This is a genomic window from uncultured Ralstonia sp., assembly GCA_913056305.1.
Classification (GTDB): domain Bacteria; phylum Pseudomonadota; class Gammaproteobacteria; order Burkholderiales; family Burkholderiaceae; genus Ralstonia.
Window position 1 is genome coordinate 23956 of record CAJXMR010000018.1, and the last position, 21165, is coordinate 45120.

General features: G+C 64.0%; 21 protein-coding genes and 1 other RNA gene. 7 read left to right on the forward strand and 15 right to left on the reverse strand.

Annotated elements, in window-relative coordinates; genetic code table 11:
- Positions 1-188 precede the first annotated feature (188 nt).
- The 11 genes from QZ609_RS05330 to QZ609_RS05380 form a co-directional block, all read right to left on the reverse strand.
- Positions 189-2378, reverse strand: coding sequence for an AAA family ATPase (locus QZ609_RS05330; protein WP_295491983.1), 2190 nt, complete (start codon positions 2376-2378; stop codon positions 189-191).
- Positions 2375-3130, reverse strand: coding sequence for a hypothetical protein (locus tag QZ609_RS05335; RefSeq protein WP_295491985.1), 756 nt, complete (start codon positions 3128-3130; stop codon positions 2375-2377). The genes QZ609_RS05330 and QZ609_RS05335 overlap by 4 nt, the downstream gene beginning before the upstream one ends.
- A complete protein-coding gene (locus QZ609_RS05340) occupies positions 3130-3393 on the reverse strand; it encodes a DUF6511 domain-containing protein (protein WP_295491987.1) in 264 nt (87 codons plus the stop codon). Before QZ609_RS05340 ends, QZ609_RS05335 begins: the two co-directional genes overlap by 1 nt.
- Positions 3394-3548: 155 nt before the next feature.
- Positions 3549-5222 (reverse strand): DEAD/DEAH box helicase, encoded by a 1674-nt coding sequence (locus QZ609_RS05345; protein ID WP_295491989.1) that lies wholly within the window; start codon positions 5220-5222, stop codon positions 3549-3551.
- Between the two features lie 15 nt (positions 5223-5237).
- On the reverse strand, positions 5238-5843 hold the full coding sequence (locus QZ609_RS05350) for a hypothetical protein (protein ID WP_042549014.1): 606 nt from the start codon (positions 5841-5843) through the stop codon (positions 5238-5240).
- A 1-nt stretch (position 5844) separates the two neighbouring features.
- The gene (locus QZ609_RS05355) at positions 5845-6738 is read right to left on the reverse strand and encodes an ATP-binding protein (RefSeq protein ID WP_295491991.1); all 894 of its coding nucleotides are present in this window, start codon (positions 6736-6738) and stop codon (positions 5845-5847) included.
- The gene (locus tag QZ609_RS05360) at positions 6735-7034 is read right to left on the reverse strand and encodes a hypothetical protein (RefSeq protein ID WP_295491993.1); all 300 of its coding nucleotides are present in this window, start codon (positions 7032-7034) and stop codon (positions 6735-6737) included. The genes QZ609_RS05355 and QZ609_RS05360 overlap by 4 nt, the downstream gene beginning before the upstream one ends.
- A gap of 20 nt (positions 7035-7054) precedes the next feature.
- Complete coding sequence (locus QZ609_RS05365; protein WP_295491995.1) at positions 7055-7525, reverse strand: hypothetical protein; 471 nt, start codon at positions 7523-7525, stop codon at positions 7055-7057.
- Positions 7522-7734, reverse strand: a complete 213-nt coding sequence (locus tag QZ609_RS05370) for a helix-turn-helix domain-containing protein (protein WP_023873750.1) — start codon at positions 7732-7734, stop codon at positions 7522-7524. The genes QZ609_RS05365 and QZ609_RS05370 overlap by 4 nt, the downstream gene beginning before the upstream one ends.
- Positions 7735-7917: 183 nt before the next feature.
- The gene (locus tag QZ609_RS05375; protein ID WP_295491998.1) at positions 7918-8922 is read right to left on the reverse strand and encodes a hypothetical protein; all 1005 of its coding nucleotides are present in this window, start codon (positions 8920-8922) and stop codon (positions 7918-7920) included.
- A complete protein-coding gene (locus QZ609_RS05380) occupies positions 8885-10153 on the reverse strand; it encodes a hypothetical protein (RefSeq protein WP_295492000.1) in 1269 nt (422 codons plus the stop codon). The genes QZ609_RS05375 and QZ609_RS05380 overlap by 38 nt, the downstream gene beginning before the upstream one ends.
- 166 nt (positions 10154-10319) lie before the next feature.
- Here QZ609_RS05380 and QZ609_RS05385 point away from each other — a divergent pair, with 166 nt between their 5' ends.
- The 6 genes from QZ609_RS05385 to QZ609_RS05410 all read left to right on the forward strand — a co-directional run bounded on the left by QZ609_RS05385 (position 10320) and on the right by QZ609_RS05410 (position 14353).
- Positions 10320-10643 (forward strand): helix-turn-helix domain-containing protein, encoded by a 324-nt coding sequence (locus QZ609_RS05385; protein WP_295492002.1) that lies wholly within the window; start codon positions 10320-10322, stop codon positions 10641-10643.
- The gene (locus QZ609_RS05390) at positions 10640-11548 is read left to right on the forward strand and encodes an ImmA/IrrE family metallo-endopeptidase (RefSeq protein WP_295492004.1); all 909 of its coding nucleotides are present in this window, start codon (positions 10640-10642) and stop codon (positions 11546-11548) included. Before QZ609_RS05385 ends, QZ609_RS05390 begins: the two co-directional genes overlap by 4 nt.
- A 291-nt stretch (positions 11549-11839) precedes the next feature.
- Positions 11840-12055, forward strand: coding sequence for a hypothetical protein (locus tag QZ609_RS05395; protein WP_295492006.1), 216 nt, complete (start codon positions 11840-11842; stop codon positions 12053-12055).
- Positions 12055-12555, forward strand: a complete 501-nt coding sequence (locus QZ609_RS05400; RefSeq protein WP_295492008.1) for a DUF2924 domain-containing protein — start codon at positions 12055-12057, stop codon at positions 12553-12555. Before QZ609_RS05395 ends, QZ609_RS05400 begins: the two co-directional genes overlap by 1 nt.
- Positions 12552-13907 carry a recombinase family protein gene (locus tag QZ609_RS05405; RefSeq protein ID WP_295492010.1) on the forward strand — a complete coding sequence of 452 codons (1356 nt, stop codon included), beginning with the start codon at positions 12552-12554 and terminating at the stop codon, positions 13905-13907. The genes QZ609_RS05400 and QZ609_RS05405 overlap by 4 nt, the downstream gene beginning before the upstream one ends.
- Positions 13904-14353: a LacI family transcriptional regulator gene (locus tag QZ609_RS05410; RefSeq protein ID WP_295492012.1), complete on the forward strand. Its 450-nt coding sequence runs from the start codon at positions 13904-13906 to the stop codon at positions 14351-14353. The genes QZ609_RS05405 and QZ609_RS05410 overlap by 4 nt, the downstream gene beginning before the upstream one ends.
- A 285-nt stretch (positions 14354-14638) precedes the next feature.
- On the opposite strand, the gene ssrA is transcribed toward QZ609_RS05410, so the two are convergent.
- The 4 genes from ssrA to ubiG form a co-directional block, all read right to left on the reverse strand.
- Positions 14639-14997: a transfer-messenger RNA gene (gene ssrA / locus QZ609_RS05415) on the reverse strand.
- A gap of 32 nt (positions 14998-15029) precedes the next feature.
- Entirely contained in the window at positions 15030-18791 is a 3762-nt protein-coding gene (locus QZ609_RS05420; RefSeq protein ID WP_295492014.1) for a DUF748 domain-containing protein, read from the reverse strand.
- Between the two features lie 99 nt (positions 18792-18890).
- Positions 18891-19580, reverse strand: a complete 690-nt coding sequence (locus tag QZ609_RS05425; protein ID WP_295492016.1) for an HAD-IA family hydrolase — start codon at positions 19578-19580, stop codon at positions 18891-18893.
- Positions 19577-20293 (reverse strand): bifunctional 2-polyprenyl-6-hydroxyphenol methylase/3-demethylubiquinol 3-O-methyltransferase UbiG, encoded by a 717-nt coding sequence (gene ubiG / locus QZ609_RS05430; protein ID WP_295492017.1) that lies wholly within the window; start codon positions 20291-20293, stop codon positions 19577-19579. The genes QZ609_RS05425 and ubiG overlap by 4 nt, the downstream gene beginning before the upstream one ends.
- A gap of 161 nt (positions 20294-20454) precedes the next feature.
- Here ubiG and QZ609_RS05435 point away from each other — a divergent pair, with 161 nt between their 5' ends.
- On the forward strand, positions 20455-20961 hold the full coding sequence (locus QZ609_RS05435; RefSeq protein ID WP_295492019.1) for a glycine zipper 2TM domain-containing protein: 507 nt from the start codon (positions 20455-20457) through the stop codon (positions 20959-20961).
- The last annotated feature ends 204 nt before the right edge of the window (positions 20962-21165 follow it).

The window sequence follows — 21165 nt, forward strand, 5'->3', positions numbered from 1 at the left end:
AACCCAGTATCCATGCGGGTTTGCTGAAGTTGGCAAGTTGGCGGCGCTGCCAACTTGCCAATTTGCCGACAACTCCGCAAGGCGTTGATTTGAAATGGATTGAAGTTGGCAGGTGTTTGCCAACTTGCCGACGTCGGCAAAAAGCAGGGGGAAGTTGGCAACGGTTTTGCCAACTTGTCGATGCGTGTTCATGCGGGCTCCTGAGGATCGTTGATGTCGTCTTGGTAAACCCACACCTCGGGGTTCTCGACCGGCAAGGCGGCCCCCGATTGCGGGCATTTGAAGTGGGTGGGCTGTACGGCGAGTTCGCGCAACGGCACTTCGCCGGTGTCTGGATCGGGTTCGCCAGCGACCGAGCGCAGGACCATGCCTTCCACGCAGAGGTAGCCGAATTTGGTGCGGGCTGGCGGCAGGCCGTAGTCGACTGCATTGCGGAAATACTTGATGTAGCCCTGCGTCGAGAGCGCAGAAAGCCGCTCGCGGATCGTGCGCTCGCCGCCGAGCCCCGCCTTGCCTTCGAAGCCTTCGGCGAACTGATTGGCGGTGTAGCAGCGACCCTGCGCAGCCTCATCGAACAGGATCTGCAGGATCACATCGCGTTTGCGGCGGCGTTCGGCATCGAGCCGCTGGCCATACTCCTGCATGACCAGCCGCTCATTGGGTTCGACCTCGCGCCACTCCCCCTGCACCTTGTCCACGTGCTTGAGGGGGATGCCCGGCCCATTGCGCAATTCGAAGATGAGCTGCCGCGTCGTGCGCAGCTCGTCGGGCCGATACAGCAGCATTCCGCTCGAGTAGTAGCCGCGCAGGCTGCCGGCACCGGCCAGAGCCTGGAACGGGTCCTCCTCGAACTGCTTCTTGCCCAGCTTCCTCGTGTGGTGGGCCAGGATCACCCCGGCATCCGGATTCACCGCCTGGCGAAGCCGGTCCACCCGTTGCGAGAGAAAAAACAGCATCGCGCCGTTGTCGTTCTCGCCACCGGCGTCGCCGCCATCGAACACATTGCGGATGGGATCGATGGCGATGATGTCCGGAGGCTCGCCACCAAACGCATTCGCAATGGCAGGAATCACCTGCGCGAGGCCGGCGTCGTCCAGCACGAGGCGCAGCTGGGGCGTGGCCACGAAGTTCGCGCGGGCATCCAGGAGCCGGCTGGGTGGAATGCGCAGCTCTTTGACCCGTTCGCGCAGGTAGTGGTACTGCACCTCTGCCTGCAGGTAGAACACGCGCAAAGGGCGTGACGGGCGCATGCCGAGAAAGGCGGCACCAGCGGCCATGTGGGTCAGCCAGGCCAGCAGGAAGTCGCTCTTGCCGACCTTGGGCGCGCCGCCGAAGACCAGCATTCCGGCCGGCGTCAGCACGCGCGGCGAGATGAGATCAGGCGGCAGCGGCGAATCGTCATCCAGCAGCGCGCCCAGCGTGAATGTCGGCAGCATCGGCAATGCCGCCTTGACCACGCGGCGCTCGCCCTGCGCGATGAACCCATCGCAGTCGAAGCCTTCGGCGACGGCATCAGCCGCGTCCCACTTGTCGGGCTTGTCGGATGGCGGCACCAGAATGGCTACGGAAGCGCAGCCCGCCGCGACACAAGCGCGTGCGGCGTTCTCGGCGTAGTCCCAGCCCGGCGCGTCGCGGTCTGGCCAGATCAGCACCGAGCGGCCAGCGAGCGGTCGCCAGTCGGTTTTGTCGATCGGCGCCCTGGCCCCGTTCATCGCGGTGGTGGCCGCAATGCCGCAGGCGATTAGCGCATCGGCGCATTTCTCGCCCTCGACCAGCACCACGTCCTGCAGCTTTGAGATTGCCGGCAGGTTGTAAAGCGGGCGCGGATCGGGTGCCCGCCACATCCGGGCGCGCACGTCCCAGGGGCGGTACTCCTTGCCGGTCGGTGGGTCGTAGCGGTACACACAGGCGATCAGCTCGCCCTCGGGCGTGAGGTAATCCCATTTCGCGGTGTAGGGGCCAAGCTCATCGACAGCAACGGTACGGACCGCGTGAGGAGCAATGGACTGCGCAGGCGGTGCGACTCCCAGCCACTGGCGAATCTCCGTGGCAAGACGGGGAAAATCCTGGCGCGTGGACAGCCCCTGGGATCGTGCCCACAGGTCGATGACATCACCGCCATCGTCGGTGGCGAAGTCCTTCCACAAACCGCGACGAGCGCCGTCGAGCTCGACGACCAGGCTTTTGCCGGGTGAGCCGTCGGTGTCGCCGACATAGAACTTGCCGCCCCGCATGCGGCCTTGGGGGAACAGGTAGTGCAAGACGGCTTCGAGCCGATCCAGCAACCCGGTACGCAACGTCTCCGTGTCATTTACGAGTTCATTTCGAGGTTCGGCCGCGTCGTTGAAGTCGAGCCACACGATATCGTTCGTCGTCACGTCGCCCCCCAGCAGCGGTCTTGCCAGGAGCACGACTTGCACTCGAAATGGGTCGGGGTCGTTGCATGGCGTGGCAACAACTCGCCGGCATCGGATGCGGAAATGACCCGGACCGCGCGATCGGACATGCGCTGGGCCAGTCCGCCGTCAAACGGCACCAGCTCGAACCAGATCTCCTGCGAATCCTTGTTGATCGCGGTGAACAGCGCGGGGTTGCGCGATATGCCGGGAATGGCGGCTTCCATGTAGGCCTGGTAGATCGCCATCTGCGCTGCGTACACCGGCTTGGACCGGGCGACGCCGAGCTTGACCGTGTCCCGCCAGGACTTGTCGTTCATGGTCTTGCATTCCCATAGCGACGGGCACCGGAGCCCGAGCTCGCCTGGGGCGGCGTTGATCACACCGTCGACATGGCCCTGGATGCGGCCGCCCGCCACGGAAAAGCCGAATTGGCCTCCGCCGGCCTTGCGGGTGTACAGGTCGAAGCCAGCCAAACGCAGCCAGCGAACGGCCAGGTCTTCGAGCGCATGCCCGACCTCAAACACGCGCAGGATGCGACCGGGAATTTCACGGCCGGGATCGACCGGCGTGCGCAGGTACTCGTACTGCAGCGCGCGCTCGCAGGCCACACCCAGCCGCGAAGCGCCGAGGTAGGTGCGCGGTGCCTGTCCATCACGATCGCTAGCGAGGGCGGCATCGATGAGAGCGCCGATCTGTTCGTGAATCTTGGGGCGGTGGTTGAAATCCAGCATCAGAACGGCACTCCCTTCGGAGCGGCTTGACCTTGACGGGCCAGGCGCTCCTCCAGGAAGGCACGATCCTTGGCGGCCATGCGCTCGTGCTCTTCGATCATCTGGTCCTGATAGGTGGTGACGACGACATCGATCAGGGTCAGCACCTCATCCCGCGTGTAGTCCGCCAAGGGCCGCTCCATGCCGATGGAGCCGACGTACTCACCCAGCGGCGACAGGCACGCCCGCATGGCTGCCAGTTCCATGTCACTCGGATCGATCATGCGTGCCTCCGTCTTGGTCATCAATTTGCAGAACGCGTCCTGGCAACGGCGCGAACAGAACACCCAGCGATCTGAGTAGCGTTGTGGGTCGCCCGGTTTGAACCGAGGGTTGGACCAGCCATAGCCCTTGGCCTTGCGGTAGCAGATCGCGCATTTCAAGCGGCCTCCCGATGGCTTTCGTTGGCCGCGACCACTAGCCGCTGAATTGACGATTTGTTGAACTGGAACGCCAACAAGGCCGATGCCTGGTAGCGGGTCATGCCGAAGTCCACCCGCATGTGCTCTGGGAGGTAGCGCAGTTGCTTGTCGGTCGGCGGCTCGTTCAGCCAGCGCCGGGTCTTGTGGGCGGAGTCGGCGGATTCGTGGTCGTTGAGCCAGTCGTCGGCCTTGGCCATGCACACCGTGCGCTCGCCGACGGCCAGCAGGTGTGGCCTCAAGTCTTTCCCGCCGCCGACGGCGTGCCAGCGGCCATTGAGATAGAAGATGCCGCCCCATGCGCTGAACCCCGTGGCCATCAGCGCGTCGTCATGCCCGAACAGGTCGCACCAGCGGAAGTTGGAGCGCTTGAGCAGATCGATCTCGCTCATGACGAAGTCCGTCAGTACGCCAAGCTCCTGCGGCTCGCGCTCCCACACGTGGCCGCACAGGGGGCACTCCATGCAGGCCAGCGGAACGATGGCACCACACTCCGGGCAGTCCTTGGTCGGCGCATCACCGTCGCCCGGATGCCCGTCGAGGTTAATTTCCTGTTCGAGAGATCCGTGCATCAAGCTGGCCGTACCGAAATCCAGCACGATGCAATCGGTCTTGATGACGCCCGGGAACTCCTCGGGGTCCACGGTGCGCAGACCACGGCCGACCATCTGGATGAAGGTGGACTTGTAGGAACTGGGACGCAGCAGGACGACGCAACTGGTGGGCGTGTAGTCATAGCCCTCGGTCAGCACCGCGACATTGACCACGACCTGGGCGTGCCCGGACTCATACTCGGCCAGGCGCGCTTTGCGATCGGCGTCGGACAACTCGCCGTGGATCAGCACGGCGTGTATGCCCGATTCGACAAAGGCATCACAGACGTTCTGCGCATGGGCGACCGTGGAACAGAAGACGATGGTCTTGCGCGACGACGCATTCGCCTTCCAATGCTTGATCACCGCCTCGGTGATCAGGCGCTTGTCGAGAATGGAGGCGACCTCGTCCATGTCGAAGTCCATCGCGGTGCGGCGGACGTTGCGCAGTGCGTCCTGTACGCCGACGTCGATCACGAAGGTGCGCGGCGGAACGAGGTGCCCGGCGGCGATCATTTCGCCCAAGGTGATCTGGTCTGCCACGTTGGAGAAGACCTCGCGCAGCCCCTTGCCATCACCGCGATTCGGGGTGGCGGTCAGGCCGCAGACGCCAGCCCGAGGATTGCGGGCCAGCACCGTGTCGATGACGGCGCGGTAGGTCGGTGACGAAGCGTGGTGCGCCTCGTCGATCACGAGCAGATCCAGGGTAGGCATCTGGTCGAGGTGCGTCTGGCGCGACAGGGTCTGCACCATCGCGAACGTCGCTTGGCCGCGCCAGGACTTCTCGTTGGCATCGAACACCGACGTGCTCATGCTCGGATTCACACGCGAGAACTTGTCGCGGTTCTGACCGGTCAGTTCAGTGCGATGGGCGAGGATGCAGGCCTTCGCATCGGGCTCGGCCAACACCCTGCCGGTGACTGCCGACAGCATGATGGTCTTGCCCGACCCGGTCGGTGCGACAGCCAGCGTGTTCCCGTGCTCGTCGAGCGCCGCAAGCGTGCGCTCGATCAGGAGGGATTGGCGGGGACGGAGCATCATGAGATTAGCCCTCCGTCACTGCGCCCAGCTGGGGCGGCCCGAAACGGGTGCTCGGCCGGTGGCCTGTGCATACGCGTTGGGAGCGCTGGCAGCGGGGGACGTAGGTGCTGGCTGACGCGCACCGCCCATCAGCGCGGCGTAGTCCTTGTGGTCCGGCGTGACGGCGGCCTTGATGACGCTCTTGTCCTGACCGTTCTTGTCCTTCTCCCAGTCGACCTTGCCCAGGAACTCGATGCCATCCAGATCGGCGAATCCACCGATGCGTCGCGCGTTCTGTGCGGCAGGGCTGTTGTCGCCGGGGTGCACCCCACGCGCCGAGTTGAGGACCGCCTTGACGAAGGTGCGGCCCATGTTGGCCCATTCCGGCCCCTTGGGGCTGTGCAGGCCGATGAGCGACCACATCTTGCGGCGGGCGAACTCGCCGTCCGTCACGACGAACTCGCAGCTGAGGTAGACCGAGCCGGTCTCGGCATTGCGGGTGGCATAGCCGCCAGTCCACCCTTGCGACGCGTCATCGAAGCCGCCCGGGCGGATGGTCATGCGGACGCGGACCAGGGTGCCCTTCGGGATCAGATCGAAGGACGTCTGTTCGGAAGCGGAATTGAAATCGAAATAAGTCATATCAGGACTCCTGAGTCGAAGTGGATTCGGGGGCGGCAGCTGAATCAGAGGCAGACGCCGGATTGGGACGGGCGAAATCGAGTCGCTCGGTGGCGGGCCTCGCGGGGCCGGCGATCTTTTCCATCAGGCGGCCGAGATGCGGCTCCTCGATGGCGTCGAGCCGACCGGAACGGTCCTTGGCCGGGTAGTTCCATGGGTTGAGCGTGTGGCAGACGAATGCGCGGTAGCCGCTGCCGTCGTCGGCCTTGAGCTCGGCGAGGGTCACGACCTCGTCGACGATTCCGGGCAGCTCGAGGCCGGTCTTGGAGCCGTCGATCTGCAGCGAAAACACCCGGCGGTTGAAGTCGTCCAAGGCCTCGTTCAAGATGCCGACGAACCACACGTTCTTGCGGCGCGTGTGCTGCAAGTGGGTGAGCCAGCCGATCATTTCCTGGCCCATCAAACCGTAGGCGCCACGGCTGTCTGGCTTGCCGGTCTTCTCCGAGTAGGCCTGTGGCTGGCCCTTGCACCACTGCAGGCACAAGCGTCCGGCCACGGTGATCGAGTCGACGAAGACGGTCTCGTACTTGTCCAGAGCCGACGGGTCGCCAAAGCGATCGCAGACCGCGTCGAAGTGCGCCTGGCTGTAGGGCTGGTCCTCGCGCAGTGCCGGGTTCGGGCCGCCGATGAAGACGGCGAAGTCGCGGCATTCCTGCCATGTCCGTGGGCGGATCGCGTCGCCCGCCCAGCCTTCGACGGCGAGATCGCCGGCCTCGAGGTCGAAGAACAGCGTCGCCGTTGGCTTCAAGGTCCAGAGCTGTGAGGTCTTGCCGATGCCGCTCTTGCCAACGAGCACGCCCTTGACGCCACGGCGCTCTGCGAGACGCTGGTCTGCGGTGATGATGGGCAGACTCATTTCCGGCCTCCTTCACCACCCAGATCGGCGAATGCAGCAGCCACCGTGGTGACGCCCAAGGCGCCGCGCTTGCGGGCCAGGTCATACAGATCGCGCAAGCCCTGCAGGCGGCGGTGTTGAACGCGGGACTCGGCTTCCATGCCCTGGATCGCGAAGGCCAGGTCATCAACGGTCGCGTCCTCCAGCGGGCGCACCACCTCGTCGGCACGGTTGTCACCGAGCGCCGGGATGCGGATCGTTTCCGGCAGATCGCGCAGGTACATCTCGGGCTGCTTGCGCAGCAGCTCGATCAACATGGTTTTGGTTTTCATTGGGATCACTCCTGAATCAATGCAAGACGGAACCCGGGCTTGCCGGTCTTGAGCGTTCGCGCCGAGGCGAACGCGGTCTTCAGCGTCTCGGGCCAGGCGTTGAACTTGGTTTCGGAGACGCGGTAGCTGATCTCGACGTACTCGGCGGGGTCTTCGCCGTTGGCGGCGATGCGGCGGGTGATGTCGCCCAGCTTTGCCTGGTCCCACTCGACTTTCTTGGGCAGGTCGGCAGTGATACGGATACGGCCGTCATCGAAGTGCACGACGCCGGTGTCTTTGCCGGCCGCCAGGCGCAGTTCGTGCGCGCGTTGGGCGTACTTCAGATCCAGGGCGCGATCGACGTGTTCGACGATGGCTTTGGCAGCGGCCAGCAGGTCAGCTGCGTCGTTCTTCAGTTGGAAAAGCGACTCGCCGGATTGCTGGGCGAGTTCGCCGGCCGGCGTGGTCAGCACTTGATCGGGGGAGAGGAGGTTCATGCCGCACCTCCCGCTTCGACGCGCTCGGACGTGCTCTTGCGCAGGCTCTCGGACTCGAAGGCTTCGACGTCCTCAAGGCGGTACAGGACACGCCCTTGCAGTTTCAGAAAGACCGGACCGATTCCTTCGGACCGCCAGCGTTCCAAGGTGGCTTCGCTGACGTCCCAACGGTCGGCCAATTGGCGTTGGTTGAGGTGTTTGACACTCACGTTTTTCTCCTTTCAGGTGATTGCGAAAACGTGAGGTCATCTTCAAATTCGGCCTGTACGGGCGTCAGCCACCGCCATGTACGGGCTGATGTACGGGCTCAGCCAAAACAGGAAAAAGTGGGACCCAGAAAGCAAAAAACCGCCCGAAGGCGGTTGTGCGTGAGGATGAATGTCGGCGCTGGTTCATTCCAGCTTGATGCCATACCCATCGTCGTCATGTTCGATGTAGTCGAGCCACTGGCTGTTGCTGCTGAAGATGCTCGGAACCCGCTTGCCGCGTGCGGCCTCCCGTGAACCGTGAGCCGCGACCAGAATGTCTCCCGCAGAAACTCGCGCGCGACCGTTTTCGAACTGTTCGACCAGGTACTTCACCACGGCGACCTGCTTGGCACCCTTGATGGCCCAAGGCTTGTCGGCCTTGGTGGCGATGACCAGTGTGTTGGAGTACGGGTCGAAGCGAACCGGGAGGGATTTTTCCTCTTTGCTGCCTGCCGGTGCGACCAGCAAGCGGTGGATCAGGTCGGTATCAAGGTGTGGCTTGACCGCGTAGTCCACCAGAACGCTGGCAATCGGAACGATGCGGTAGCTCCGGGGCGGCGGCACGATGTCGGGCAGGGCTTGGCCCGTTGTGAAGATCAAGCCCTGTTCGGGTTGTGATGCCGCACGGAAATGGTCGAAGACCCGATCGATGGATGAAGAAAGCGCTCGCGCCAGCCATACGTCGACCTGCGCATCGGCTATGCGCATCTTGCCGAGATTCCACAGCACGCCACCGATGGCAGGCGCCGTGATGCCACGTCGATGTGCCTGTGGAATTCCGAGCAGGTCCGCCAGGTAGTTCAGCAGCTTGGTGTCGGTGATGGCATGGACCGCCACCAGATCGGCAGACACGTATTTGGTACGGAAGGTCTCGGGGCACCGGTAGCGATAGCGTCCCGGGTCATCGTCTTCCTCGATTTCAACCGGCACGCTTTCGTCACCTCTGGGCGCCGGATAGCATCCGGCATAACCGATACGTTCGGTCCATTGCGCGAGATCCCGGTCGGAGAGCGTCGCGCGGCGCGACAGATCCCAACCGGGCACACCATGCAGTCGCTGACCATCTCCATCGGCTATGGCATCGGCCGATCGCTCGAAGAGATCGAGCAAATCAAGCAACGAGCGCGTCGACAGGCTCTTCGGCGACATCTGTGATTTCCTTCACCAACTGCCACTTGGCCAGCAAACGGTCGCACAGCGCCCGATCCTTTTCGCGCTTGGTCTTGACGTTGCACTTGTTGTCGTCACGCAGGATCACCGTGATCGTGCGCGCACGTTCCTTGCCGACCTTCTTGATGCGGATCGACAGCTTTGCGTAGTTGAGATGGTGGTTGCGGAAATCGAACGACAGGGAGATCAGTGAGCGGGCGGCAGTGTAGATGTCGTCGACGTCCTTGGACCAGATTTTCACCAGCAGGGACCGGTGGTTGGCCAAGGTGTAGCCGAGTTCGATCACCTTGACCGACGCGACGTCCTCGCCGGACAGATCGAAGGTGCGAGGGGCAGCCAGGCTCTGGTAGTCATATTGCTTCAGCGGAATCTTGTCGCCGGTGATGGGCGACTGCAACAGCGAGTCCGCAACGATGCGGGCCAGCGCCTCGCGGCCATCCGTGTCTTTGGACAGGACCTCCAGATGGCCGTTGGCCGGCTCATAGGTGATGTGCGAGGAGACCGCACGGATGACTTCCTGCGGCACCAGTTCGCTGGCCTGGACGCGGTCGATGATCTCGGGCGGGCGGTTGTGATGCACGCTGACCTGGTACAGGTCGACGTCTTCGCCGGTGAGTGTGTCGGGGCGCAGCCGCTTGAAGACCTGGACGGCGACAGTGTCCGCCGCGCAACCAAGGTGCTGAGCGACGGCCTGATGGAATGCCTGCCGCGCTGTTGCGTCGTCCAGCACCGTGAGGTCCTTGGGCGCGACGTAGCCGGAATAGCACGACGCGCTCTGGCGGAACACGTCGGCCTGGCGAGCGTTCAAAGCCTCCTCGAAGAGCGCGGGCTCATGGAGGTGAAGCCACAGCGCGCGCTCATATTGATTCGGGATGGCGGCAAACGCCGCTTTTTCTGCGTCGCCGAAGATGTCCTGACTGATGCCTTCGATGACGTCCTGCCCGGCGCCGTCCGACAGCAGCACGATGCGCTCGGCCACTTCCTCGATCTTCTGGCGCTCGCTCACCGTCAGGGCCGACAGTACCGGCTCCATGACGGCGCGCTGGTCCTGTTTGCCCTGCTTTTTGTCCAGTTCCGGCATGGCCAGACCGAATTCCCCCACCATGAATTCACGGAAGACTGCCGGCGGCAGGTGGCCGAGCAGCTTGGACAGATTTTCAGCATCGTTCATCGACATTCCCCCTTTGCAAGGTTTTGATTGGGTTGGCACCAGCCCAGGCCCCCGTCTTCTTGTTGGGGATTTCAGACCGATAACGTTCGGCGTACCGAACGATTCAGATTATTTCCGGTCGGATAGTGGTTTGTCAAGCAGGTACAGTTTTGTTCGGTATGGTGGTATCATTTTTGGGTTGAAGCAGACGAATGAGGAGAAGACGGTGCCATCCCCCCTGGGCGACAAGATCCGTGCACTGCGTAAGCAGAAGAAGCTCAGCCTTGAACAGCTGGCGGAGTTGACCGAGTCCAGCAAGAGCTACATCTGGGAGCTGGAGAACAAAGACGATCCGAAACCGTCGGCGGACAAGATCAGCAAGATTGCGGCGGTGCTCGAGGTGACCACAGAGTTCCTGCTCACCGAGTCCTCGGCGACGCCAGACGAGGCTGTGCTCGATGAGGCGTTCTTCCGCAAGTTCAAAGCCATGTCCGAGCCGGACAAGAAGAAGATCCGCAAAATTCTCGATGCTTGGGAAGACGACGAGTGACCGAACACAAGAAACCGATGGCCGAGGCCAACCGCATCTCGAAGATGCTCAACGCGGTGCTTGGTACCGAACGATTTCCGGTGAAGGTCGATGAGCTGGCGCTGGAGTATTCGCGCCAGTGTTTTGCCGCGTCGCCGATCGACAAGGTTCAGGGAGAAGACCTGGACGGTTTCGACGGCATGTTGGCGGCCAACAAGTCGCGCTCGAAATGGCTGATCCTCTACAACAGTGCAACAGCCTCGGAAGGTCGGAAGCGCTTCACCATTGCGCACGAGTTTGGACATTACCTCCTGCACCGCCACCAACAGGATCGCTTCGAGTGCGGTGGCGACGACATCGAAACCGGGGACAACAATGAGCGCGACATCGAGGTCGAATCGGACTCGTTCGCCTCGACCCTGTTGATGCCGCTGGATGATTTCCGGCGCCAAGTGGATGGGCAGCCGATCAGCTTCGATCTGCTGGGTCACTGCGCCGATCGCTACGGTGTTTCGCTGACAGCCGCCGCCTTGCGCTGGACCGAAATCGCCCCGAAGCGCGCCGTGTTGGTAGCCAGCCGTGACGATCACATGCTGTGGGCCAAGTCGAATGAGGCGGCCCTTCGGTCCGGCGCATACTTTGCCACCCGCAAGAACACCGTCGAGTTGCCTCGCCAGGCGCTGGCCCACAGCTACAACGGCTGGGACGCAGGCGATCAGCAGACGGGGCGCGCACAGTCCTGGTTTCCAAGGGAGCCCGCGAGCATGCCCGTCACCGAAATGACCCGCGTGGCCGGGCAGTACGACTACACACTGACGCTGCTGTTGATGCCCGATGCCGAATGGCAACGGCCTCGGCATGATGAAGAGGCTGAGGAGGACACCTTTGACCGATTCATCCGCAACGGCCAATTCCCTGTGCGATAGATCATGAGCGCGCGCAACTGGCTGTTCAGTTCCCGCTTCCGCCGTCACGCCTTCGGCTGGCGATCCGACACGCCGATTCAGCGTATCAAGGAAGTCCTCGCCCAACATTTGCCGGGCTGATTCGCGCGCGGTTTGGGCTCTGACGGCACTGCGTTCTGGCTGCGCCGATACTGTGTATTCGCAGCGGCCCGCACTAGTACGCCTGCGCCCGAAACTCCCTCATGGTGTCGGTCAGCATTCGTCCGGAGAATTTCGCTATTCAAGCGAGTTTGACGGAGAGGACCGACACCGATGCACGCAATCAACCAAATACCACCCGACCGGATGACCCCCGAACAGCGTCGGCGCGAGCTCGCGTCGTTGCTGGCAAATGGGATCGCGCGCCTTCGACTGGCCGACGATCTCCGGTCCGCAGATAGTGCTGAAGATAGCGAAGTTTTACTTGGCTTTCATGGCAACCAGAGCGTTCATTCAGACACCGTCAACAACACAAAAACGGAGTCCTGATGAGAACGAATACAAGCACCTTCACCACGTCACCCTCGGTGGCTGCGCAGATCGCACGATTGCCCGAGCTTCCTATGCCGGAAATCAAAGCGCTCTGGCTATGGCTCTTCGGCGGCGATACGCCCACCCACAACCGCCAGTTTCTCGAGCGCCGCATTGCCTACCGCCTGCAGGAGATGGAGTTCCGCAAGGTCGATGTCGGCCTGCTGGAGCGCAACAAGCGCCGCATCGCATCCTTGATCGAGACCGGCAAGGTCAAGAAGCGCGATCGCGACTACCGACCGGCAGCCGGGACCGTGCTGACCCGTGAGTACCAGGGCGTTGAGCACCGCGTGATCGTGACCCAGGACGGTCAGTACGACTTCCAGGGCCGGATGTACCCGAGCCTGTCGATGATCGCCCGCGAAATCACCGGCACGCGCTGGTCTGGGCCGCTGTTCTTCGGGCTCAAGGCACCCGCCACACCCAAGACGAAGGCGAAGAAGGGAGCGCGGCGATGAGCGAAGTTTTGAAGCGCCGCATGCGCTGCGCCGTCTACACCCGCAAGTCCACCGATGAGGGGCTGGACCAGGAATACAACTCCATCGACGCCCAGCGCGATGCCGGCCACGCCTACATCGCCAGCCAACGCGCCGAAGGTTGGATTCCTGTCGCAGATGACTATGACGATCCGGCGTTCTCCGGCGGCAACATGGATCGTCCCGCACTCAAGCGGCTGATGGCGGACATCGAGGCGGGCAAGATCGATGTGGTCGTCATTTACAAGATCGACCGCCTCACACGCAGCCTTGCCGACTTCTCCAAGATGGTCGAGGTGTTCGAACGCTACGGCGTGTCCTTCGTGTCGGTCACCCAGCAGTTCAACACCACCACGTCGATGGGGCGACTGATGTTGAACATCCTGCTGTCCTTCGCCCAGTTCGAGCGCGAGGTCACGGGCGAGCGCATCCGCGACAAGATCGCCGCCAGCAAGCGCAAGGGCATGTGGATGGGTGGTGTCCCGCCGCTCGGCTACGACGTCGAGAACCGGCGGCTGGTACCCAACGAAAAGGAGGCCAAGCTCATCCGGAATATCTTCCAGCGTTTCGTCGAACTCGGCTCCGGCACGCTGCTGTTCAAGGAGCTGAAGCTGGATGGCGTGACCTCCAAGGCATGGACCACGCAGGACGGCAAGACTCGCGAAGGCAAGCCGATCGACAAGGGACTGATCTACAAGCTGCTCAACAACCGCACCTACCTCGGCGAACTGCGCCACAAGGAGCAGTGGTACCAGGCCGAACATCCACCCATCATCGACCGCGCGTTGTGGGATCAGGTGCACGCCATCCTGGCCACCAACGGCCGGGTGCGCGGCAATGCCACCCGGGCGACCGTGCCGTACCTGCTCAAGGGCATCGTATTCGGCAACGACGGACGGGCGCTGTCGCCGTTTCACACCACCAAGAAGAACGGCCGGCGCTACCGCTACTACGTGCCGCAGCGCGAGAACAAGGAGCACGCGGGCGCGTCGGGGCTGCCGCGACTACCAGCCGCTGAACTCGAATCCGCCGTGCTGGACCAGCTGCGCTCGATCCTGCGATCGCCGGCTCTCTTGGGCGACGTCCTGCCGCGCGCTATTGAACTGGATCCCAGTCTCGACGAGGCCAAGGTCACGGTCGCCATGACACGGCTCGACACGATTTGGGACCAGCTGTTCCCGGCCGAGCAGACGCGCATCGTCAAGCTGCTGGTCGAGAAGGTGATCGTGTCGCCCAACGATCTCGAAGTGCGATTGCGCGCCAACGGCATCGAGCGCTTGGTGTTGGAACTGCAACCGGCGGGCGTTGCCCAGCCCGAGGAGGCCTTGTCATGAGCGAGATCCGCATCCACAAGACGGGCGAGCCCGACATCGTCAAGGCCAGCGATGGCCGGCTGACGTTGTCGGTGCCGATCCAGATCAAGCGGCGCAGCGGGCGCAAGCTGGTCACGCTGCCCACCGGCGAAACGACCAAGGCCAGACCGTGGGACGCGGCGGCCACACCGCTGCAACTGGCGCTGGCCAGAGGCCATCGGTGGCTGGCCATACTGGAGTCGGGCGAGGCCAAGTCCCTCAAGGAGATCGCCGCTGCCGAAGGGATCGACAACAGCTACGTCAGTCGCATGGTCAACTTGACCACGCTGGCGCCGGACATCGTTGCCGCTATCCTGGACGATGCCATGCCGAACCATGTCACGCTGTTCGACTTGGCTGTCGATCCGCCGGCGCTATGGGAGGAGCAGCGCGCCAGGCTCCACGGCGCCGTCGCAGAGACGAAATGAGTTCCCTCCGGGTAGGCAATGCTGAAAAACAACCGCTTGATCGGTCCGCGCGTAACTTGTTGATTTTTAATGGTGCAGATCAGGGTCTTTGCGGACTTCCGGCCTTTCGCGGAGAGCACGACCGGAGAGAAGAATGGCCTGGAGAGAGTGGAAAGCGGCCATGGACGGGCCACTTGGCCGGCCGGCGAAGTCCGCAGGCGTTCGCAGAAATCCGCGCAAACACGCGGGAACCGCTGCGATCAGGCAAGAAAAAACCCCAACCGAGAGTGGTTGGGGTTTCGATATTGGTGGAGCCGGCGGGAATCGAACCCGCGTCCGCAAGTCCTCTACAGAGCGTTCTACATACTTAGTTCAGTCATTTGATTTAACCGCCGCATCGCGGACGAACACGCTCTACGACGGCGATTCACTAGGGTTTTCGTCCTCGGGCCCGTGACGCACCCGAGGCTTATCTGACGTAAATGACCTCGCTGGTCTTGCGACCCTAGCCCGTCAGCGAGCCAGTGCGAGGACGGCAGCCCTTAGGCTGCCAGTGCGTAACGTTCGTCGTTAGCAGTTATTGCATTCCCATTGATTAACGAGGTGACGGGTCCTCGGTATGCCCGCTACTGCTTCGCAACCCACGTCGAAACCAGGTCGGCCCCAATAGAAGAAAGATGATTATCCCACAGATGGGTCACTTCAGCGCGAAATCAACCCGCGTGGTCTTGCCCTTGTCCTTGATGCCCTCGGCGTCGAGCTTGGGCGCCACCACGAACAGGCGGCCCGGGTCCACGCGTTCGGCCAGCGCCACGTGCACGGCGTTGGCGCGGCGCTGGGCCAGTTCGCGCAGGTCCGATTCCGTCACCTGCACGTTGGTTTCCATCAGCTTGCGCATCTCGTCCGGTGGCAGCGATTTCGCCAGGCCGATCACATTGCGCGGCTTGGGGAACTTGGCCGCCTTGTAGGCGCGCTCGAGGTACTTGTCCACCTCTTCCGGCTTGACACTGGTGTCGGCCTCGGCGGCGTCGCCGGCGTCCTTCAGCTTCTGTTCGCGGATCTGGCGGTTCACCGCCTCACGGCGCAGGCCGTCGCGGTCGAATTCCGGATCGACGCGGCCGACGATGTCGACCTTCAGCCCCGGGCGGTCCTTGAGCGCGGCGGCCAGCTTGTCGAGCTTGGCGATCGACGCCTGGCTGATGGCCGCCGTGCCCGGGTCGAACTCGATATAGCCGAGCTCTTCGCCGCCGGCACCCCCAAACGCGCTGGCCAGCAGCGAGAACGGCGCCGTCACCGCACGCGCGATCAGGTTGACGAAGGCCCGCAGGATCACGCCGCCGACGCTGAACTGCGGATCATTGAGCGAGCCCGACACCGGTACGCGCACATCGATCTCGCCGCGCGAGTTCTTCAGCAGCGCCACCGCCAGGCGCACCGGCAGGTTGGTCGCGTCCTTGCTCTCCACGCGGTCGCCGAAGGTGAGCTGGTCGATGAAGATGTGGTTGTCGGCCGTCAGCTTGCCGCCGTCGAGCAGGTAGTGCAGGTCCATCGTCAGCTTGCCCTTGGTGATTGGGTAGCCGGCGTACTTGGCGGAGTAGGGCGTGAGGTTGGTCAGCTCCACGCCGTCGGCCTTGGCGGTCAGGTCCACAAAGGCGGTGGGCGCGAGCGGGTTGACCTTGCCGTGGATGTCGACCGGCGCGGTGCTGTCCACGCTGCCGCGCAGGGTCACATCGGCGGGTGGCTGGTTGGCGGCCGTGCTGATGGTGCCGACCGAGCCGCCGATGGCGGTCAGGTTGGCGGTGTAGTTCGGTTTGACGAAGTTGTCGGTGAAACGGATGTTGCCGTCCTGCAGTGTGATGGCATCGATGCGCAGGTCGGCGCCGCTGGCCTTGGGCGCAGGTGCGCTGGTTGCCGCCATCGACGATGCGGGGGCCGCGCTTTCCGCCACCGCAGGCGTTGGGGCAGGTGCGGCAGTCTGCGCTGCAGGTGCCGAGGCCGGTTCCGACTGCGTCAGCGAGCGGCGCTCCTCGGTCGGCTGCACGCGGATGTCCTGCAGGTTCAGGCGGCCGTTCGGATTGATGATGATCCGCGCATAGAACGTCGAGAGCGCCACCGCGCCCACGCGCACGTGCGGTGTGGTGCCGTCGTAATTCGCCTGGATGCGGTTGAGCGCGAGCGAGCGCCAGCGCAGGAAGTCGTCGGCGCTCACGCGGTCCTGCAGGCGCACGTTGCCCAGCGTCGCGTTGCCCTGGTAGTTGACGGTCAGCGCCTTGCCCTGGTTGAGCACGAGGCGTCCGTCCATCGTCAGCAGCGCGCTGGTGATGGCGGCGTTCAGGGCCTTGTCGAGGTACGGGTCGAAGCCCGCCAGCGACAGGTTCTGCGTGTTCACGCGCAGGTCGGCCTTGAGCGGTTGCGGCACGACATCGCCGCGCACATCGAGCTTGCCCTTGCTGCCCAGTCCCGCGCCGATCTGCACGTTGACCGGCTTGCCGAGATCGGTCGAGGCGTTCTGCACGACCACGTTCAGCGGCTCGACGCGTACCTTGACCGGGCGCGAGTTGGTCTGGTCTTCGAAGCCGACGGCGCTGTTGTCCACCTTCAGCGTCTGTACGGTGACCGCCCATGGCTTCTCGGCGGCGGCGTTCGATTTTGCGGCGGCGGGCTTGGCCGCGGCAGGCGCCGTGCTGTCGAGCAGCGTCAGCGTGGTGGTGCCGTCTTTCTTGCGCAGCGCGTCGAGCTGCAGGCCATCGGTGCGCACTTCGTTCAGCACGATCGTGCGCGCAGCCAGGTCGAAGCTCTTCACATCGGCGCGCAACAGCTTGGCGCGCAATGCCGTGTCCTTGCCCGAAGCCGGCGCCATGGCGAGATCGGCCAGGCTAGCGGTCAACGGCTCGGCGCGCACGTTGAACTTGTCCGCGCCGAAATCGAGCGCGACCTTGCCGTCGGCCGACAGCGCGCCGCTCTGCAGTTGCGGCGCACCGGCCTGGCGCAGGTACGGCCCGATGCCGGCCAGCTTCACGCCGTCGAGCTTCAGTTCCAGCTCGCCGTTGTTCTTCTCCAGCGACGTGCTGCCCTTGACGTTGAGCGTGCCGCCCTGCGCCAGCTTGGCGCCCACGTCGAGTGTGGTCGGGCCGCCGAGCGTGCGCACTGCCACGTCGCCGTGGAGGTCTTCCAGCGTCAGGTCGGCCGCCGGCTGCGTGGTGGCATCGCGCCAGTGCACGCTGCTGTTGGCGAGCTGCAGCTTGCTGACGACGACGTCGAGTGGTTTCGGCTTGGCGGGTTCGGGCGAGGTGGGTTTGGCCTCGGTCGGTGCCGGCTTGCCGCCAAGCCGTGCGAAGTTGATGGCGCCATCCGCCGCGCGCGCGGCATCGACGCGCACGCCGTCGAGCGACAGCGCATCGAGGTGGTAGACGCTGTCCAGCGGGCGCACGTCGGCCAGCGTCGCGCGCACTTGCTTGGCGGCCACCAGCGGCGCCTTCTTCGGGTCGGTCACTTCCAGGTTGTCGAGCCCCGCCGTGCCATGCACGCGCAGCACCGGGGCGCCGGTCTTGGGCTTCTGGAAATCGATGGTCAGGTCCGTGCTCAATTTGCCCTGCGGGATGGCCACCGGCAACGGGCCGGGCACATAGCCGAGGTAGCGCGGCAGGTCCAGGCCGTCGATCTTGATGGTCAGGTCCGATTGCAACGATTCTGCAAACGGCTTGGTCTTGCCCGCGAAATGCAGCGGCGATCCATCGACGCGCGCAGCCAGCAGCGGCTGTACGAAGATGTCCACATCGGCCGGCAGGCTGGCCAGGAACGGCACGCCGATCTGCAGGCCATCCACCGTGTGCTGCGCGCCCAGCGGCTGGTCGATGAACTGGATCGCACCGTCGTTGAGCTTCAGGTTGGCCAGCACGAAGCGCGCCGGCTCGGTTGACTTGGGCTTGGGCGGCACCTCCGGCTGATTCAGCCGGTCGAGGATGTCGGAGAAGTTGAAACGCTGCTCGGCGGTGCGCACGATGCGCACGCGTGGCGCATCCACCGTCAGCTCTTCGATGACCGGTGCGCGGCGGAAGACCGAACTCCACGCCGCATTCACATGCAGGTGGCCGATGTCGATAAAGGGCGTCTTGCCGTCGCGCTCGGCAATGTGCAGCTGGTCCACTTCCAGCCGCAGCGTGTACGGGTTCAGGCGGATCTTGCCGACCGTCACCGGCCGGTCCAGCACCTTGCTCAGCTGGGTCTCGGCCAGATAGTGCAGCAGCGGCGGCCCGCCCACCGCGCCCAGCAGCCCGAACACCACCAGGAAGATCAGCACGCCCAGCCCGATACGCCTGGTGCGCCGCGACGTGCGCATCCGCGCGCCGAATTGCGCAGCGCGCTGCCAGCCTGGGGTGTCGCGCAAGCGGCCCAGCCGTGCACGCAGGCCGTTGTTGTTGGAGTGCTGCTCAGGACGCGAATCGGGGGAGGTCGTCATACTGGTGTCAGTTCGGCCACGGCGTGGCGTACGTCGTCAGTGAGTCGACCGCCGCGTCCTGGTGAGGAGGCGGCGGTCAAGTGTCATGCGGTGGGCCAATCAGGCGCGCTGCGCGTCGAACAGCAGCGGGATCAGCTCGGTCGCGTGCGTGATCAGCGCATCGGCTTGCCACTCGGCGGGCGGCGGCCCGTTACCACAATAGCCGTAACTGGCGGCAATGGTAGGCATGCCGGCGGCGCGTCCGGCCTCGATATCGCGCACATCGTCGCCCACGTACACCACATGCTGCGACGATACCCCGATCGATTGCGCGGCATGCAGCAGCGGTGCAGGGTGGGGCTTGCTATGCGGAGTCGTATCGCCGCTGACCACGCAGACCGGCGGCACCGGAAAGCGCAGCTGCGCAACCAGCGGCACCGTGAACCGCGCCTGCTTGTTGGTGACGATGCCCCACGGCACACCCGCGCGGCCCAGTTCGGCCAGCACATCGTCCATGCCCGGAAAGAGGCGCGTGTGCACGCAGATGTCCGCCTCGTAGTTGGCCAGGAACGCGTGCTTGAGCGATTCGAACTCCGCATCGCCGGGGCCCACGCCGAAGGCCACACCGATCAGCCCGCGCGCCCCGTGCGAGGCCATCGGGCGCAGCGCCTCGTAGGCCAGGGGTTCGAGGCCGCGGTCGGTACGGACCTTGTTGGCGGCCGCAGCGAGGTCGGGCGCCGTGTCAGCCAGGGTGCCGTCCAGGTCGAACAGCACCGCACCCAACGGATTCGGAAATTTGCCGATGATCATGCCGCCGCCGGCCGCTGCGTGGCCATCAGGTAGTTGACGCTGGTGTCCTGCGTGAGCGCATAGCGACCTGTGATCGGGTTGTATTCGAGGCCGCGCATCTGCTGCGGCTCCAGCCCCGCCGTGCGCGCAAACGTCGCCAGCTCGGAAGGGCGGATGAACTTGTCGTAATCGTGCGTGCCGCGCGGCAGCAGGTTCAGCACGTACTCCGCGCCGATCACCGCCAGCAGATACGCCTTGGCGTTGCGGTGGATGGTCGAGAAGAACACGTGGCCGCCCGGCTTGACCAATGTCGCGCAAGCTCGCACAACTGACGCCGGATCGGGCACATGTTCGAGCATTTCCATGCAAGTCACGACGTCGTAGCTGCCAGGCTCGCGCGCAGCAAGTGCTTCTGCTGCGATCTCCTCATAATCGACGGCAACGCCGGCTTCAAGGCTGTGCAGATCCGCCACCCGCAAGGCTTTGCGTGACAGGTCAATGCCTTTGACGTTGGCGCCAACGCGCGCCATGCTCTCGGAGAGGATGCCGCCGCCGCAGCCAATGTCGACGACACGCTTGCCGACCAGCGGTGCGATCGACTGGATCCAGTCGAGGCGCAACGGATTGATTTCGTGCAGGGGTTTGAACTCGCTGTTCGGGTCCCACCAACGGTGGGCGAGTTCGCTGAATTTTTCGAGTTCGCCGGGATCGGCGTTCGCGTAGGTCGTGGTCATGGTGCGCTGCGCCTGGGCTCAAACGGCTAGGTGAGGAAATGTACCAAAAAGCCCGGCACCGACCAAATCACACAACGCGATTAAATGGTTTCACATTGAAACAAAGGCGAACAAATACGCGTGCACTCTCTCCAATGATCACCCTCGCTCTAGGAGAAATCATGAAATCGAAACGCATTCTGGCGGGACTCGGCGTCGCGGGCCTCGCCGTGCTGGCGGGCTGTGCCGCCCCGGGTTACGGCGGTGGATATGGCAGCGGTTATGGTGGCGGCTATGCGCCGGCCCCCGCACCCGCTTACGGCGGCCAGCCGCAGCAGCAGCCGGGCGCCCTCTATGGCCGGGTCGAGTCGATCGAGCCGATGCAGGCGCCGGTCAATAGCCCGGGCATTCTCGGCACCATCATCGGTGGTGTGGCGGGTGGTGTGCTGGGGCATCAGGTCGGCGGCGGCACCGGCAACACGGTCGCGACGATTGGTGGCGCCGCGCTCGGCGCGCTGGCCGGCAACCAGGTTGAACGCGCAGCGGGTGCCGGTGGGCAGACCGTCTATCGTGTGAACGTGCGTCTGGACGATGGCCGTCTCGCCACCGTCACGCAGCGCAGTCCGAACAACCTTCGGGTGGGTGATCGCGCAATGGTCGCCAACGATCAGGCAACGCCGTCTTACTAAATGCACGGGCGTCAGCCAAAGCAAAAAGCGGTGACGCGGGGCATCACCGCTTTTTATGGTCTGATCCCGCTGGTTTGCCCGGAATAGGGGCGAAAAAAAAGCCCAGCTTTCGCTGGGCTTTTTTTGACCTGCAGGTACCGAATTACTGTGCCTTGCGGGTGCCGACCACTTCGACGTCCACGCGGCGGTTCGGTTGCTGGCAGG

What these genes read in the sequence shown, in the direction of transcription:
- QZ609_RS05335 (WP_295491985.1), bottom strand. Translation starts at nt 3,130, where the DNA reads ATGCTGGATTTCAACCACCGCCCCAAGATTCACGAACAGATCGGCGCT.
- QZ609_RS05340 (WP_295491987.1), bottom strand. Translation starts at nt 3,393, where the DNA reads ATGATCGATCCGAGTGACATGGAACTGGCAGCCATGCGGGCGTGCCTG.
- QZ609_RS05345 (WP_295491989.1), bottom strand. Translation starts at nt 5,222, where the DNA reads ATGATGCTCCGTCCCCGCCAATCCCTCCTGATCGAGCGCACGCTTGCG.
- QZ609_RS05350 (WP_042549014.1), bottom strand. Translation starts at nt 5,843, where the DNA reads ATGACTTATTTCGATTTCAATTCCGCTTCCGAACAGACGTCCTTCGAT.
- QZ609_RS05355 (WP_295491991.1), bottom strand. Translation starts at nt 6,738, where the DNA reads ATGAGTCTGCCCATCATCACCGCAGACCAGCGTCTCGCAGAGCGCCGT.
- QZ609_RS05360 (WP_295491993.1), bottom strand. Translation starts at nt 7,034, where the DNA reads ATGTTGATCGAGCTGCTGCGCAAGCAGCCCGAGATGTACCTGCGCGAT.
- QZ609_RS05365 (WP_295491995.1), bottom strand. Translation starts at nt 7,525, where the DNA reads ATGAACCTCCTCTCCCCCGATCAAGTGCTGACCACGCCGGCCGGCGAA.
- QZ609_RS05375 (WP_295491998.1), bottom strand. Translation starts at nt 8,922, where the DNA reads ATGTCGCCGAAGAGCCTGTCGACGCGCTCGTTGCTTGATTTGCTCGAT.
- QZ609_RS05395 (WP_295492006.1), top strand. Translation starts at nt 11,840, where the DNA reads ATGCACGCAATCAACCAAATACCACCCGACCGGATGACCCCCGAACAG.
- QZ609_RS05400 (WP_295492008.1), top strand. Translation starts at nt 12,055, where the DNA reads ATGAGAACGAATACAAGCACCTTCACCACGTCACCCTCGGTGGCTGCG.
- QZ609_RS05405 (WP_295492010.1), top strand. Translation starts at nt 12,552, where the DNA reads ATGAGCGAAGTTTTGAAGCGCCGCATGCGCTGCGCCGTCTACACCCGC.
- QZ609_RS05410 (WP_295492012.1), top strand. Translation starts at nt 13,904, where the DNA reads ATGAGCGAGATCCGCATCCACAAGACGGGCGAGCCCGACATCGTCAAG.
- QZ609_RS05420 (WP_295492014.1), bottom strand. Translation starts at nt 18,791, where the DNA reads ATGACGACCTCCCCCGATTCGCGTCCTGAGCAGCACTCCAACAACAAC.
- QZ609_RS05425 (WP_295492016.1), bottom strand. Translation starts at nt 19,580, where the DNA reads ATGATCATCGGCAAATTTCCGAATCCGTTGGGTGCGGTGCTGTTCGAC.
- ubiG (WP_295492017.1), bottom strand. Translation starts at nt 20,293, where the DNA reads ATGACCACGACCTACGCGAACGCCGATCCCGGCGAACTCGAAAAATTC.
- QZ609_RS05435 (WP_295492019.1), top strand. Translation starts at nt 20,455, where the DNA reads ATGAAATCGAAACGCATTCTGGCGGGACTCGGCGTCGCGGGCCTCGCC.